Annotated in this window: 17 protein-coding genes and 1 riboswitch; of the genes, 4 read left to right on the forward strand and 13 right to left on the reverse strand. The window is 39.0% G+C overall.

Annotated features, from left to right (window positions below; genetic code table 11):
* Nucleotides 1-30: 30 nt before the first annotated feature.
* A riboswitch (cobalamin riboswitch) is annotated at nucleotides 31-196 on the reverse strand.
* A 208-nt stretch (nucleotides 197-404) separates the two neighbouring features.
* Complete coding sequence (locus CWB75_RS15555) at nucleotides 405-887, reverse strand: YajQ family cyclic di-GMP-binding protein (RefSeq protein WP_008113183.1); 483 nt, start codon at nucleotides 885-887, stop codon at nucleotides 405-407.
* Nucleotides 888-1,038: 151 nt separating this feature from the next.
* Here CWB75_RS15555 and CWB75_RS15560 point away from each other — a divergent pair, with 151 nt between their 5' ends.
* Together CWB75_RS15560 and CWB75_RS15565 are read left to right on the forward strand one after the other, a co-directional pair.
* Complete coding sequence (locus CWB75_RS15560; protein WP_008113182.1) at nucleotides 1,039-1,389, forward strand: VanZ family protein; 351 nt, start codon at nucleotides 1,039-1,041, stop codon at nucleotides 1,387-1,389.
* Nucleotides 1,382-2,284, forward strand: coding sequence for a ketopantoate reductase family protein (locus CWB75_RS15565; RefSeq protein ID WP_138571140.1), 903 nt, complete (start codon nucleotides 1,382-1,384; stop codon nucleotides 2,282-2,284). The genes CWB75_RS15560 and CWB75_RS15565 overlap by 8 nt, the downstream gene beginning before the upstream one ends.
* Nucleotides 2,285-2,310: 26 nt before the next feature.
* On the opposite strand, the gene thiI is transcribed toward CWB75_RS15565, so the two are convergent.
* Both thiI and CWB75_RS15575 read right to left on the reverse strand, forming a co-directional pair.
* Nucleotides 2,311-3,768, reverse strand: coding sequence for a tRNA uracil 4-sulfurtransferase ThiI (thiI, locus tag CWB75_RS15570; protein WP_075170684.1), 1,458 nt, complete (start codon nucleotides 3,766-3,768; stop codon nucleotides 2,311-2,313).
* Nucleotides 3,769-3,868: 100 nt separating this feature from the next.
* Complete coding sequence (locus tag CWB75_RS15575) at nucleotides 3,869-4,522, reverse strand: TetR/AcrR family transcriptional regulator (protein WP_010391043.1); 654 nt, start codon at nucleotides 4,520-4,522, stop codon at nucleotides 3,869-3,871.
* Between the two features lie 177 nt (nucleotides 4,523-4,699).
* On the opposite strand from CWB75_RS15575, the gene coaD reads away from it, so the two are divergent.
* Nucleotides 4,700-5,191 (forward strand): pantetheine-phosphate adenylyltransferase, encoded by a 492-nt coding sequence (coaD, locus tag CWB75_RS15580; RefSeq protein WP_024601870.1) that lies wholly within the window; start codon nucleotides 4,700-4,702, stop codon nucleotides 5,189-5,191.
* A gap of 20 nt (nucleotides 5,192-5,211) precedes the next feature.
* On the opposite strand, the gene CWB75_RS15585 is transcribed toward coaD, so the two are convergent.
* The 10 genes from CWB75_RS15585 to argC all read right to left on the reverse strand — a co-directional run bounded on the left by CWB75_RS15585 (nucleotide 5,212) and on the right by argC (nucleotide 13,577).
* On the reverse strand, nucleotides 5,212-5,676 hold the full coding sequence (locus tag CWB75_RS15585) for a hypothetical protein (RefSeq protein ID WP_349304072.1): 465 nt from the start codon (nucleotides 5,674-5,676) through the stop codon (nucleotides 5,212-5,214).
* Nucleotides 5,677-5,732: 56 nt separating this feature from the next.
* The gene (locus tag CWB75_RS15590) at nucleotides 5,733-6,242 is read right to left on the reverse strand and encodes a hypothetical protein (protein WP_055013189.1); all 510 of its coding nucleotides are present in this window, start codon (nucleotides 6,240-6,242) and stop codon (nucleotides 5,733-5,735) included.
* The gene (locus tag CWB75_RS15595) at nucleotides 6,235-6,684 is read right to left on the reverse strand and encodes a hypothetical protein (protein WP_249362338.1); all 450 of its coding nucleotides are present in this window, start codon (nucleotides 6,682-6,684) and stop codon (nucleotides 6,235-6,237) included. The genes CWB75_RS15590 and CWB75_RS15595 overlap by 8 nt, the downstream gene beginning before the upstream one ends.
* A 62-nt stretch (nucleotides 6,685-6,746) precedes the next feature.
* Entirely contained in the window at nucleotides 6,747-7,280 is a 534-nt protein-coding gene (locus tag CWB75_RS15600) for a hypothetical protein (RefSeq protein ID WP_055013187.1), read from the reverse strand.
* A 15-nt stretch (nucleotides 7,281-7,295) separates the two neighbouring features.
* The gene (locus CWB75_RS15605) at nucleotides 7,296-7,493 is read right to left on the reverse strand and encodes a hypothetical protein (protein WP_055013186.1); all 198 of its coding nucleotides are present in this window, start codon (nucleotides 7,491-7,493) and stop codon (nucleotides 7,296-7,298) included.
* 249 nt (nucleotides 7,494-7,742) lie between these two features.
* Nucleotides 7,743-9,608, reverse strand: coding sequence for an argininosuccinate lyase (argH, locus tag CWB75_RS15610; protein WP_138571143.1), 1,866 nt, complete (start codon nucleotides 9,606-9,608; stop codon nucleotides 7,743-7,745).
* Between the two features lie 52 nt (nucleotides 9,609-9,660).
* Nucleotides 9,661-10,863 carry an argininosuccinate synthase gene (locus tag CWB75_RS15615; protein WP_076920188.1) on the reverse strand — a complete coding sequence of 401 codons (1,203 nt, stop codon included), beginning with the start codon at nucleotides 10,861-10,863 and terminating at the stop codon, nucleotides 9,661-9,663.
* Complete coding sequence (locus CWB75_RS15620) at nucleotides 10,860-11,792, reverse strand: ornithine carbamoyltransferase (protein WP_138571144.1); 933 nt, start codon at nucleotides 11,790-11,792, stop codon at nucleotides 10,860-10,862. Before CWB75_RS15620 ends, CWB75_RS15615 begins: the two co-directional genes overlap by 4 nt.
* A 7-nt stretch (nucleotides 11,793-11,799) precedes the next feature.
* On the reverse strand, nucleotides 11,800-12,567 hold the full coding sequence (gene argB, locus CWB75_RS15625) for an acetylglutamate kinase (RefSeq protein WP_010391030.1): 768 nt from the start codon (nucleotides 12,565-12,567) through the stop codon (nucleotides 11,800-11,802).
* Nucleotides 12,564-13,577 carry an N-acetyl-gamma-glutamyl-phosphate reductase gene (gene argC, locus CWB75_RS15630; RefSeq protein ID WP_075170688.1) on the reverse strand — a complete coding sequence of 338 codons (1,014 nt, stop codon included), beginning with the start codon at nucleotides 13,575-13,577 and terminating at the stop codon, nucleotides 12,564-12,566. The genes argB and argC overlap by 4 nt, the downstream gene beginning before the upstream one ends.
* A gap of 221 nt (nucleotides 13,578-13,798) precedes the next feature.
* Between argC and argE the strand changes: the two genes are divergently transcribed.
* Nucleotides 13,799-14,944 carry an acetylornithine deacetylase gene (gene argE, locus CWB75_RS15635; RefSeq protein WP_010391028.1) on the forward strand — a complete coding sequence of 382 codons (1,146 nt, stop codon included), beginning with the start codon at nucleotides 13,799-13,801 and terminating at the stop codon, nucleotides 14,942-14,944.
* The last annotated feature ends 171 nt before the right edge of the window (nucleotides 14,945-15,115 follow it).

Below are 15,115 nucleotides of genomic sequence, written 5' to 3' on the forward strand. Positions count from 1 at the left end.
CCTATCTCTGCCCACCGCAAAGATGTTAGTAAGTAAGATTACGTCAAGGCCGGTCTCCGGACTCAGTTACCATAATTTAATACAGCATAACTTTACCGTTGCGGGGGCAGTGTTGGGATTGACTTCATCAATGAAAACGCACCAACTTCCCGATTATCCTACTAAAAAAATCACACCGTTGAAGTGTTTAGCAAGCACCTTGAAAATAGGCAGCTATTGTTATCTGTTTACTAAAAAATGTCAACGGACGTCTAAACATCTACAAATCGGGTTTGGGGTTCGGTGCTCGATGCTCGATAATTATCATAGATTTAAAAATAAAAAAGCCAAACAATATAGCGTGTTTGGCTAAATACATGTTGCTTTGAACTAAGCGCCTGTAGTGCCTAGCTCGAAACAATAAATTAATCGCGGAAGTTTTTAAACTGAAATGGCTGACCTAAATCGGCAGTGCGTACAACTTGCATAGCAGCTTGTAAGTCATCACGCTTTTTACCCGTTACGCGTACTTCTTCACCTTGAATAGCCGCTTGCACTTTTACTTTAGAATCTTTAATGGCTTTTACTACTTTTTTAGCCATATCTTTTTCGATACCCTGCTTTAGTGCAACGTTACGAAAAACATTTTTGCCTGCGCGAGAAATCTCTTGAAGTTCTAGGCTCGCAACATCCATTCCACGCTTTGAAACTTTTCCAGCTAAAATATCAAACAACTGCATAACCTGAGCATCTGCTTCAGCTTTTAATTTAATTGTTTTATCGTTTAATTCAATTGAGGCATCGACCCCTCTAAAATCAAATCGTGTCTCTAATTCACGATTGGCATTATCAACCGCGTTTTGTGCTTCGTTCATTTCTACTTCAGATACAATATCAAATGAAGGCATGATGTTCTCCTAACTAGCTAATCTTAATTTTATGCGGCAATTATAACGTTAAAATGATAAATCTTTACATTTTTCTGCATCTTGTTCAGGTGCGATACTAATTTAGTTTGATATACTGAGGCTTCTTTTTTATACGATTTTAGGATTTTTTGTGACGAGGCGTGTTTACCAAGCTATTTTTTTAATTAGTATTGTCGCATTTACCTTCTTATTTGCTAAAGAGGTAAAAGGGGCTGCAAACTTATTTCCGCATGTAGATAAAGTGGCGCATTTTGGTATTTTCTTTTTACTTGCCATTATTATGGATAAAGCCTTTAAACTGCCTTTATATGCACAAATATTGCTGTTAGCCGGCTATGGTGCCGCAATAGAAATTATGCAAGATAGCCTCCCTTACAGACAAGCATCACTGGCCGATTTTGTTGCCGACTTTATTGGTGCGGCAAGCTATTTTTTAGCTAAAGCCCTATTAACACTACGTAAAAAGAAGCGTTATGGCTAACATACTTGTTGTTGGTGATGGTGCTATAGGCTTGTTATTTAGCCATTTTTTAGCTAAATATCACACAGTTTATGTTCTTACCAAAAAAGGCACTGTCAATACTCGCTTTTACAGCCACAGTAACGCTGCGTCTGAAAAAATCAACGCCACTTTTATCTCACAACAGCAATTAGCTCAAGCTCCTGAATTTGACATTGTTTTATTCACTGTTAAAGCGTTTGCAGTGCAACAAGCCTATGCCCAAGTAAAGCCTTATCTTGGTAATAATACCCATATTGTACTGAGTCATAATGGCATGGGTAATGTTGAACAATTAAATGCACAGTTAACACAGCAGCAGTCGTTGTACTTTTTAACCACCAGCATGGCTGGGTTCAAATCAAACCCTAATATTGTGCAGCATACCGGAAACGGGCAAAGTGTATTAGGGGGCTGTAATCAACTAGCTATGCAAAATCTTCAACAGTTTAGTGCGCAATTACACACTATTCCGCAATTAATTGTCAGCAACAATATTGAGCAACTTAGGTTTGAAAAGCTACTAGTTAATATTGCCATAAATCCATTAACCGCTCTGTACAATATAAAAAATGGCCAGTTGCGTGCGCCACAGTTTAATAGCTCAATTATTAATTTATTAACAGAGGCGTGCCATATTGCGACCGCGCTTAAACTTAATATTAAGCTTATTGATGCCCTCGAGCGCGCCTACAAGGTAATGAGTTTAACGGCAGAGAATTACTCATCTATGCATCAAGACGTTTTGCATAATAGGCAAACTGAGATCATGGCAATTTGTGGTTATATTAGTGAGCAAGGCAAGCGACATAATTTTGCGACCCCGTATAACGACGCTTTACTTGCTGAAATTTTGGCAAAAAAAAGCGCGGAATAAATCCGCGCTTTTAAAATATTTAGCCATTAACGACGATAGACTTTTACAGTGGTAAAGCCTTCTTCGTGAAGAATAAGCGCTTGTAACTGGCTCATTACCCCTTTTTGACAATATAAGTAATAGTCTTTACCTTTAGGTAAATCACCAAACTTAGTTGCTAAACGGAAAAACGGTAAATGAATAACTTCAATACCATCAATTTCAAGCGGAGCAGCATCTTCTTCCTCAGGTGAGCGAATATCAACAACAACCGCTCCCTCTGGTAACTCTGTAACTGACTCAGCTTCTTTAAGCTCTTGCTTAGCTTCAACATCGATATCGCGCACATCCATAACACGGGCGTTATCAATAACGGTATCTAATACGTCAAAATCAAACTTCTCTTCTTCTGCTTTAATGACTTCAATTTTGGCTTTAACCGTCGGCTTTTTAGAGATCACACCACAGTATTCAGGCATCGTCTCAGCCATTTCTGCAGTACCTATTTGGCGCGCTATATTAATGATCTCTTGCTTATCATGTTGGATAAGTGGGCGTAAAATCAGCGTCTCGGTTACACGGTCAATCACGCTTAAATTAGCTAAGGTTTGGCTAGACACCTGACCTATACTTTCACCCGTTACCAAAGCTTGAATATTTAGTTTTTCAGCAACGGCACTACCCGCTCGCATCATCATACGTTTAAGCACAACACCCATTTGGCTGTTCTCAACGTTTTCTAAAATTTCAGCAACAACCGGTTCAAAATCAACAGTAATAAACTTAACTTTATGTGTAGAGCTGTATTGTTTCCATAGATAGTAGCTCGCTTGCTTAACCCCAATTTCATGGGCAGCACCGCCTAAGTTAAAGAATAAAAAGTGTGTACGAGCGCCTTTACGGATCATCTGATAACTGGCAACGCCAGAATCAAATCCACCAGACATAAGCGATAATACATCGTCTTGTGTTGGCAGTGGAAAGCCCGCCATTCCTAAATGGGTTTGCGTCACTATGTAGGCTTTTTCGTCTTTAATTTCTAAACGAATCGTTACCTCAGGGCGGCTTAGCTTTACTCGAGCTCCTTCAACATGTTGATTAAGCCCGCCACCAACGTAGCGCTCTAATTCAGTTGAAGTAAAATCATGTTGACCTATGCGCTTAGCACGTACACAAAAGGTTTTACCAATAATAGTGTGGCCAACTAACGCAATGGTTTTTTGATAGATGTCATCAAGGGTTTTAAAGTCTGTTTCGGTCACTTCAATAAACTGTACGATGCCAGGAATGCGCTGCAAGCTATCAATAAAATCAAGGCGAGTTTGAGCATCATCTAGTTTTGTAACAACTGAAATATTATCCCAGTTATTACGTACTTGTACTTTTTCGTCAACACGACGCAATACAATTTTAATGTTATTTTCTAACACTTTGGTAAAGCGTTTACGGACTGAACGGCTTTTGATGGCTATTTCAGGGTGAAGTTTGACGATAAATTTAAGCATAGTTCAACTCTTAGACTGCGGGAATTCGCGCACCCAGGCATTGGGCGCGGCGGATTATAGCAAAAAATTTAACGCCTAGGAACTGACCAACTCAACAGGCTTAAGGATTCTGGGGGGCAGCATTTGCTAAAAGTGCGTACTTGTCTCTTAACTGATTAATTTTATTTGCGCTTTTTTCTGTACTGTAAGCCTTAAATAAAGTCAGTACTTTTACAATGCCAGGGTAAATATCTTGCTCAACCAGTACACCACTTAGTCTTCTTGCTTTCATATAGGGTGTCCAAAAGCTAACCGTTAATTTTAGCGTATGAGCAAGTTCAATGGCATCTTGTTCATCAATGGCAATAATTTCACTATCCCGCAAGGCCAAAATGATGTTACGTACCTGCTCAAGTAATTCCTGCTGAAAATCAATGTAACCCTGTTTTAAATGGCTATCGCGAGCAAGAATATCGCCAAGGTTGTCGTAAAAAAAATGATAGCGCCACATTAATTCAAATAGCGAATCTAAATAAGGGCCAAGATGCTCAAAAGCATCGTCGCCTTTATCAACTGGCTTAAAGTGAGTACTTAAATGGTCACGATAAAGTGCAAATATATGGCGAATAATGTCTTCTTTATTTTTAAAGTGGTAGTAAAGATTACCCGGACTCATGCCTAAACTCGATGCAATATGATTAGTTGATATTGCTCTTTCACCATGTTCATTAAACAATGAAATACTGGTTTGAATTATTTTATCCTTGGTATTCATATACTCATTACTCAATTTTCGAAAATACGATGCTGCATTAAAACAATCCACTAGTATAAACAAATAGTCAGCGTTAAAACAATCAAGGCATGAAGTTCTTCACAATTTACTTACAAGGCTGCTTTGCACACTAAACACTGCTACACTACGGCTAAAAATAATAACACAGTAAATATTATGAAAGTGACCGCAATCTACCCAGGCACATTTGACCCTCTTACCAACGGCCACACTGATTTAATTCAGCGTGCGGCTAAAATGTTCGATACCGTTATTGTTGCTATTGCTCATAACCCGAGTAAAAAACCGTGTTTTACTTTAGAAGAACGCGTTGATTTAGCAAATGAAATTTTAAGCCATTTAGATAATGTAAAAGTCATTGGCTTTTCAGGGCTACTCGCAGATCTGGCTCGTGATCATAACGCAAATGTATTGATTAGAGGTATAAGAGCGGTTTCTGATTTTGATTACGAGTTTCAGCTCGCAAATATGAATCGCCGTTTAAACCCTGATTTAGAAAGTGTATTTTTAACACCTGCTGAGCGTAATACCTTTATATCATCAACGCTAGTAAAGGAAGTTGCACGCCATAACGGGGATGTGAGTGAGTTTGTTGACACCATAGTAATGAAAGCCCTGCAGTCGAGGCTAGGGAAAACCAAGCATTAAACACAACACCTAGCGTATCATTACATTGCGCTAGGTAGCTTCGCTCTTGCTGGAAACAGAACGTTCTTAAGCCTCACTAAAGCTAAAAAATCTTTATTGATAAATAGTGCCAAAGCCATTATAAAATCAAAGAAAATAACGCCAAACCCGTATACAGCCCAAAACCACCAATAATCAATGTTTCCTTTAACTTGAACATCATAATGCATCCCCAAAAATAAACAGGTATTAACCCATAACCCTAGCATTAAGTAATAAAAAGCAATAGGCGTGTTTTGCAACGTTATTTTTCGCCACAAAAAAAGAATCAAAATAGTTGTGAGATCAAATATGAAATAATCTTTATAAGTAGAAGTTTCGAGGCTTAAAAATGCACTTAGAAAATACGAGATCATCATTATAAATGAAATATGCAGTAAGCTTTTATCTTGTTTATTAATGCTCGAAGAAAGGTTAAATAGAAAAGCGATTAAAAATAGCCACAATATAAAATTACCTAAATTCTCGCCAACTTTAACAAGTAGCCATAATAGATCCGTCATTATAGGCTTTTAAACTCAGCGCGAGATCTAAATAAACGACCTTTAAGTTTCATTAGCCCTAAAAAGTCTTTATTGATAAAGAAAACAGCTATCATCATGAAATCCATCAGATTAATTCCCAAAGAATAAAATGACCAGAACCACCATGGTGAGCTGTTACTAAAAACAAGTACATCCAGATGCATGCCAAAAAATAACAGTGAGTTTATGCTTAGCCCTAATAATAGATAAGAAGATATAATGCTTTTACTTAAGAAGTTACTTACAACCAAAATAACCAAAATAGTCATTAGGTCGAAAAGTAAGAGTTGCATGTAAGAAATATTTTGAATATCAATAAACAAGCTTGAAGAATATGAAACTGACATAATTAGCGACAGCCATAATGCCTCTTTTTTGGGTTTATTTATACTCGTTACTAATGAGTATAAAAAAGCCATTAAAAAACCCCATTGAACAAATGCACCTAGGTAAAGCGATACATATGGGTTGAGCAAGAAGTCATCCATTTGAAACACCGCTTTTATCTATTAGTGTTATGGTCTTTGTATATCGATTTATATTTTTGGGATCTAGGTTTATTACCAAAGAAGCTATCATTAATATGTCAATTAAATTTATAGAAATAGAGTAAAAACTCCAAAACCACCACTCTTGAGTATTCCCAAGAATATATAAATCATAATAAATAAAACCAACTAATACACTATTTATGGTTAAGCCTGTAATGATGAGATATGCAGGTAAAGAGGGAGTGACTAAAGCTTTTTTAATCGCAAGAATAATTAAAGCAATGGTTAAAAAATCGTAAAATATCCAATTGAGATAAACATGTTTTACTATGTATAAATAATCACTTAATACATATGAGCACAGCATTATTACAGCTAAATATAGGGAGGATTTATATGGCGTATTGATACTTTTAACTAAACAATACAGAAAAGCCATTAAAAAGCCCCACTGAATGAATGCGCTTACATATTCACCAAGGGTATAGCTTATATACATGTTTATGAAAAATTGTTTTCAGGTTGAATATTTGAGCCTTTGAAGAATTTGTTTTTTAATTTATGAAGACCAAGGAAGTCTCTATCTACAATTAGAACAATGATCATAATTAAATCAATAAGATTAACTGTAAATGTGTAAACATCCCAAAAAAACCAAGGTTCTTGATTCTTATATACATACATATCTAAATACATACATAAAAAGAAAATAGAATTTATCGATAGCCCCAGAACTAAATATAAAAAAGAAGGTGTTGTTTTTCTGATAAAAATATAAACTAAGATCAGGCCTGCAATCGTTGCAAAGTCATATAAAGCCCAATCAAGATACAGTGTGTTTTGAATAGACAACCAAGTAAAGAAGTAATCAGATAAGGTATAAGATACCATCATCACAAATGAACTGAGCAATAGGGTTGTACCTCTTTTTACTTCTAAAGTGTATACAAACACATTAAAGAAAAAAGCCATTAAGAAACCCCACATCAAAAAAGCGGATAGGGAGAACAACCCAAAAAACTCAGTTAAAAACATCAAAGACCTTAATTATCACTTTGGTTTGACAGGAACAACAATAGCACCGCCTCGCTGAAGATCTGCACCTGCAGCATTCATTGCCTCTTGAGAGATACTTACTGTATCAGATTGTAGGGTTTTAGGGCTAGCAGTTTGTTCCATTGCAGGCTTTAATTGTTGCGTTTTATTGTATGCTTGCATTTGTACTTGGCTGTTCGCTGAAATTTGCATGTGATTAATCCTTTTGAGTATTAAATTTATTATTGGCGCAAATTTAAATCACACCACCTGAAGCAGTTACTAAATAACTGCAGTAACGCATTGCCTACGTTGTTTAATTGACTCAACAACACGCTACAGAATAATAAAAGCAAACGATATGCCAACTTTAAATTAATAGTATATTAATTTAAAAATCATTTTATTTTACTCAAAAAAAAACGCATCGGGGTCACCGTGCGTTTTTATCCTAGGGATTGCTCAAGCCACGTTTTTACAGGGGATCTCCATGCTATTACTTGGCTTTAACATATATTCCATTGCGACTTCATCACAGTTTTCTTTGCGTAAACATAGCTCGCAATCTTTCATTACTTTTTCAGGTAGGCTCTCTTTATTACAGAAACTAAACCGCTGATTTTCGAAAAAGTCAGGTACACGAGTCAGAACAATGACACGATTAAGTGCCAACTTTTTGGCTTTCACTAATAAGTGTTCAACCAGTTCTCGTCCCTGCCCCGTTACTGCGCTTTTAGGATCAATGCCTAATGAACGTATTTCAGCTAATCCTGTGTCGTAAATATAAAGTGAAGCACAACCCGATACCTGACCGTCTATCTCGGTTACGGCAAACTCATTAATTGAGTGCACCATATCACTTTTAGCTCGCGGTAAATTTTCGCCGACTGTTGCCCAGTGCTGTACGAGTTTAGCAATTGCTTCTACGTCATCTAAATTGGCATCACGAACCGTTATTTGCTGTTTTTTTTTCGCGTCTTTCACCGCTTTGCTTACTTGCTCTAATGATGTACCGCCAAGCGCTTGGCGTGCTTTGATACAGGCGTCAATTTCAAGTACCGGATACACGTCATCTTCAAACACCGGGTTTACTGATTTATACTGCTCTAGTGAAAGCTCCTCTAACGTTTTATCTTCACTAATGGCTAGTTGCACCAATACCCCTACAATATGATGCCCTTCTCTGAACGGTACACCTTTAGCCACTAAATAATCAGCAAGTTCGGTTGCATTCGCGTGGCCACCTTTTGCCGCTGCAAGGGTTTTATCTGCTTTAACTTTTATACCTTTAATACACGCTTGTGCCATATGAATACACGCAAGCCATGTTGGCATGGCATCAAAAATGCCTTCTTTGTCTTCTTGCATGTCTTTATTGTAGGCAAGCGGTAGTGCTTTTAGAGTCATCATCATTGCACTAAACGCACCAAACACCCGGCCAGTTTTACCACGAATTAGCTCTAATGCATCTGGGTTTTTTTTCTGTGGCATTAAAGATGAACCCGAGGTCACATTATCGGCCAGTTCAATAAAGCCAGCTTCGCCTGAGATATAAAAAATTAGGTCTTCAGACATCCGCGATAAGTGGATCATAGAAATAGACGCGCAGCTTAATAGCTCAACCACAAAGTCACGATCAGATACGCCATCTAAACTATTCTTAGTCGCGCCAGTAAATCCTAGCCCTTGTGCAAGTGCATGGCGGTCAATCGGGTATGCAGTGCCTGCAAGAGCGCCACTGCCGAGTGGGCAATAATTCATTCGTGCTTGGGCATCTTGTAATCGACTTTCATCACGCTCAAGCATTTCTACATAAGCCATACACCAATGGCTAAATAACACCGGTTGTGCACGCTGTAAGTGGGTATAACCTGGTAATATTGTGCCAAGTTCACGTTCAGCTAAGCCAATAAACTCTGCTTTAAGTTGCGCAATCGCTTTTAAAATATGATCGGCGATATCGCGGCACCAGAGTCTAAAGTCGGTAGCAACTTGGTCGTTACGGCTTCGGCCTGTGTGTAACTTTTTAGCTAAATCACCTACTTTTTCAATTAGTGCAGCTTCAACATGCGAGTGAATATCCTCTGCACCTGAGGTAGCTACAGCCATTGGGTCTGCTTTTACCTCTTCAAGTAACTCATAAAGTGCCGATACCAGCTTTTTGTGCTCATCACTAGATAACACACTTACTTGTTCAAGTGCACCAGCCCATGCAACAGAGCCAATTATATCTTGCTCTGCTAATTGATAATCGAAGGGAAGTGAATCGTTAAACTGTTTAAACGCTTCATCTGGACCCGTAGAAAAACGTCCGCCCCATAATGCCATGAAATTTCTCCAAACCCGATAATAGCCCCTTAATTCCAAGGGGCATAAAAAATTACTTTTTAGCTAATGCTGAAATTCTGCTTGATAGCGAGAATAAACGAATAAAGCCTTCTGCGTGCGATTGGTCATAAACATCGTCTTCACCAAAGGTAGCAAAATCTTCGCTATATAAACTGTTAGGTGATTTTTTCTGAACCGCTGTCACTTGGCCTTTATAAAGCTTAAGTACCACTTCGCCCGTTGCTAGTGTAGACAGCGCTTCTGCACCGGCTAAAATAGAATCTTTTAGCGGCGTAAACCAACGACCGTCATAGACTAAGTGTGAAAATTCACCACCGAGTACTTCTTTCCATTTACGGCTCGCTTTATCAAGTACTAACTCATCAATAGCTTGCAGCGCTGCCATGATCACAGTACCGCCTGGCGTTTCATAACAACCACGCGATTTCATGCCAACTAAACGGTTTTCTACAATATCGACACGGCCCACACCATGAGGTGATGCAATATCGTTTAATTTAACTAAACAATCATAAGGTTTAAGCTCTTCGCCATTTACAGCAACTACTTCACCTTCAACAACCGATAAAGTGACGTGTTCAGCTTTATCAGGTGCTTGCTCTGGTGAGTTAGTCCAGGTCCATACCTGCTCACTTGGTTCACACCAAGGGTCTTCAAGTTCACCGCCTTCGTGAGAAATATGCCATGCGTTAGCATCACGACTGTAAATTTTAGTTGCTGACGCAGAACATGGAATGTCACGTTCAGCTAGGTAATCAAGCAATGATTCACGGCTTGATAAATCCCACTCACGCCATGGCGCAATCACTTTTAAATCAGGTGCGAGTGCGGCAAAACATGACTCAAAACGTACTTGGTCGTTACCTTTACCCGTACAGCCATGAGAAAGTGCATCGGCACCTACTTTACGTGCAATTTCAACTTGCGCTTTAGCAATGATTGGACGCGCCATAGAAGTACCAAGTAAATAAGTCCCTTCATATATAGAACCCGTTTTAAGCGTTGGGTAAATATAATCGCTTACCATCTCATCTTTTAAATCAACCACGTAACACTCAGATGCACCAGACGCTATAGCTTTAGCTTCTACGCCTTCAAGTTCTTCAGCTCCTTGGCCAACATCGGCAACAAAGGCAATAACTTCACAGCCGTAGTTCTCTTTTAACCATGGCACGATAGCCGATGTATCAAGACCACCAGAATAGGCTAAAACGACTTTTTTAATTGAACTCATAGGTGTTCCTTAACAAAATTTGGATTTAACAATGTAACTAATAGCGCATTTTGCGCATGCATGCGGTTTTCTGCTTGCTGTATAATTTTTGATGCAGGGCCATCCATTACCTCAGAAGTAATTTCAAACTCACGGTGTGCCGGTTGGCAATGTAATACCGTAGTTGCACCGGTTTTTTCTAACAATGCCTGGTTTAATTGATAAGGCATGTATTTTTCTTTTACTTGCTCAAGAGGAGTTGTATCCCCCATTGATACCCAGGTATCGGCGTAAACAACATTAGCGCCTACTGCAGCCTCAACCCTGTCACTTACCATTACAGAAGCGCCATTCATCGCTGCTATTTGCTCTGCTTTTTTAAGTACTTGCGAATCAGGTGAGCTGCCTTTTGGTGTTACAGCGACAAAGTCTGTTCCTAAAGTAGCGGCTAATAGCATTAATGAGTGCGTTACATTATTGCCCTCACCTAGGTAGGCAAGCTTTAACTGGCTAACATCACCATGTACTTCTTGTAGCGTTAAAAAATCAGCTAATGCTTGGCATGGGTGATATAAATCACACAAACTGTTAATCACAGGAACGGATGAATACTCACCGAGTGTCATTAACGTACTGTGCTGATTAACCCGCGCAACAATCCCGTCTGCCCAAGTCGAAATATTTAAGGCAAAATCTTTTATTGATTCGCGGGCGCCCATTGCACCATTTTGTTGGTCAAGGTAAACCGCATGGCCCCCTAAACGGTTTATACCAATATCAAATGAAAGGCGAGTACGTAAACTTTGCTTTTCAAACAAAGTAACCACTGACTTACCAGCTAGCACTTGGCTATATTTACTTGGGCTTTCTTTAATATCTTGCGCTAACTTTAATAAATTTAGTGCGCCTTGTTGGTCTAATTCTAGACCCGTTAAAAAATCTTTAAACATGTTCAACCTATGGTGTTACTTTAGTTCCGACATGCTCGCCTTGCAGCAAAGCAGTTAAGTTTTCTGGCTTTTGCCAGCTGGAAATGTACACACCGCGTCGTAAATGTTGGGCAGCGTGAAGACTGGTCTTAACTTTGACCTCCATCCCGCCCAAAATTACTCCCTCTGCAATTAAAGTATCAATGTGTTTTGTGTCAAGTTGATGTAAAGGCTGCTTATTGGCATCAAGTACCGCCTCTACGTCCGTCATAAAAATAAGTTCTGCATTTAAATTATTTGCCATTGCGGCGGCTGCTTCATCGGCATTAACGTTGTATAACAAGCCCTGCTCATCAAAGCCGATAGAACTGATGATTGGTAACCGGCCAGCACTGAGTAAATCATTAATAATAGAATCAGCATTGTTGTGACATTGACCTACTTGACCCAATGCTTTTAATTTTTGCGAGGCGGTGATCCCTGCTTCATATAAACTTAACCCCACCGGCTTATGACCAACACTAATTGCTTGCGCCATGAGTTGTTTGTTTGCCGCACCCGCAAGGGCTCCAACAATATAAGGCATCTGTTCTTTAGGGCTAATACGTAAACCTTGGTGTTTAGCACTGGCAAAACCAGCCTCTTTTAACCAGCTATCAACTAATGAGCCACCACCATGCACAATCACAAACTGAGCATCATCTTGCTCGTTGAGTATTTCAAATAATGCTTTAGCGGCATTTTCAGTATTGAGTACTGCACCACCGAGTTTAATAACCCACGTTTTACTGCTCATCTAAACGCTCCTATTAGACCTGTAGTGTGAGGAAGCCCCATTGATAAATTAATACATTGCAAAGCCTGACCAGCTGCCCCTTTTAATAAGTTGTCAATTGCTGCCATTACTATTAACTGTGAGCCTTGCTGCTGCCACGCAATATCTACATAAGGTTGTTTGGCCACCCCTTTAATCGAAGGGATTTTGCTGCCAAGCAAACGAATTAATGGCTCATCAGCCAATACTTGATAAGCTTTAGCTACTTGCTCACTGGTCACACCCGGCTTTAATTGCACATAAATAGTTTCTAAAATACCGCGCGGGAAATTACCTAAATGAGGAGTAAATAACACCTCATGACCTAGGTGCTGTTGTATTTCAGGCCCGTGACGGTGATTAAACAAACCATAGGGTGCAAGTGATACCTCACAAAAATGCGTACCGATGCTGGCTTTTCGCCCTGCGCCAGTTACGCCAGAAACCGCATTAATAATAATTTTTTCATCACTCAACAAGCACGCTTGTTGAAGAGGCTTTAATGCATTTAATGCAGCCGTTGGATAGCAGCCAGCAACAGCAATTAACTGAGCATCAGTAATGGCTTTACTATTCCATTCAGCAAGACCATAAGCCGCTTGATTAAGTAGTTCTGGATGTTGGTGTTCAAAACCATAATAAGTAACGTAATCATCATTACTTGCAAGACGATAGCCACCGGAAAGGTCAAATACCTTTTTGCCCATCGCTAAAAACTGAGGCGCTAAATCCACACTTACTTTATGATCGGTGCACAGACAAACGTAATCTGCTGAATGAGTGATATCAGCAAGTGCATGTTCATTTAGTGGCTGCAGAGGTAAATCAAGTAATCCTAAATGCTCAGGATACAATTCACTAAGCAATTTATGTTTATCTAAACTTTGCGCTGATACATAACAACCAGTTAGCGAAAGAGTTGGATGTTTTGCTACTAAGCTAGCCAGTTCTGCGCCGCTGTAACCGCTGGCACCTATAATTACTACGTTCATTATTTACTCTTTATCTAAAATTAGTGACCACATTCCATGTTGTTTGTTTACACTAGGGTATAACCCAGCCAAACAGATTAAATTTATGAGTGATAACTATCGTCGTATTATTTTCATGGCGTAACTTTAATATATTTATGCTCAAAAAGTGAATTGATATTCATAGTAAATACTTTTATATTGTTATGCAATTAAAATGAATACTTATTTTGGAATTTTTTATGTCTCTGCCGTCATTTATTTCGATGTACCAGCAATTGATTGCTGCCCCCTCTATCAGTGCCATTGAAGATCATTTATGCATGAGTAATAAAAGTGTCATTGAATTGCTAGCGCAATGGTGTGAAAGCTTAGGTTTTAACTGTGAAATAATAGAGTTAGAAGGCAACAAAGGTCGCTACAACTTATTAGCAAAACGCGGTCAAGGCGACGGCGGTTTAATGCTAGCAGGCCACACTGATACAGTGCCATTTGATGATAGTCGTTGGAATCACAACCCATTTAAATTAACTGAGCGAGATAACAAACTATTTGGCTTAGGTAGCATTGATATGAAAGGTTTTTTTGCTTTTGTACTGCAGGCTATTAGTGAGCTTGATGAAAAGCAACAAACACAACCAATTTTAATATTAGCCACCGCAGACGAAGAAACCACTATGGCTGGCGCACAACAAATCTGTAAGCACCCGAATTTAAAGCCAAGTCGCTGTATTATTGGTGAACCTACTGATATGACGCCAGTATTTACTCATAAAGGTCATATGAGTACAGCAATAAGAGTTGTCGGCCGTTCAGGACATAGCTCAGATCCCGAACGGGGTCTTAACGCCATCGAAGTGATGCATAAAGTGATTACAAAATTGCTAATCTTAAAAGAACAACTTAAGAATAAATATTCAATAAATTACTTTGAAATTCCTCACCCAACGCTCAATTTAGGTAATATTCATGGGGGCGATAATGCAAATCGGATTTGCGGTTGCTGTGAAATGCACATTGATATGCGCCCTCTCCCTGGCTTAAGTGTACAAGAGCTGCAAGCATTGCTGCTTGATGCAACCTACGATATAAATCAGCAATACCCTAATTCGGTCAGTGTGATTGATTTACATGAGCCAATTCCAGCATTTACAGGAAGCACAGACAGCGCGTTAGTTAAACTAGCCGAAAATATAGCAGGGCAAAAAGCGGTGGCTGTTAATTACTGTACTGAGGCACCATTTATACAACAACTGGGTTGTGAAACCATCGTCATGGGACCGGGTTCAATTAACCAAGCGCATCAGCCCGATGAATATTTAGCGATGGAAAAAATAAAGCCTTCGCAACAAATTATCAGCAACCTCATAAAGGCGAGTTGCTTTTAATCAGTAACAAAAAAGACGCTATTAAGCGTCTTTTTTATAGCATTTATATTTAACCTGAACTCTGAGTAATATATCTATCTCAAGCAGCTATTTTTAGCGCTAACTGCGTTGAATTTACTTGCAATAGGCTAGCTATTGACGCGTAAGTTCGCCTTGTTTTCACTGAAAATC

Source organism: Pseudoalteromonas sp. S1608 (genome assembly GCF_005887265.1).
Taxonomy (GTDB): Bacteria; Pseudomonadota; Gammaproteobacteria; order Enterobacterales; family Alteromonadaceae; genus Pseudoalteromonas; species Pseudoalteromonas undina.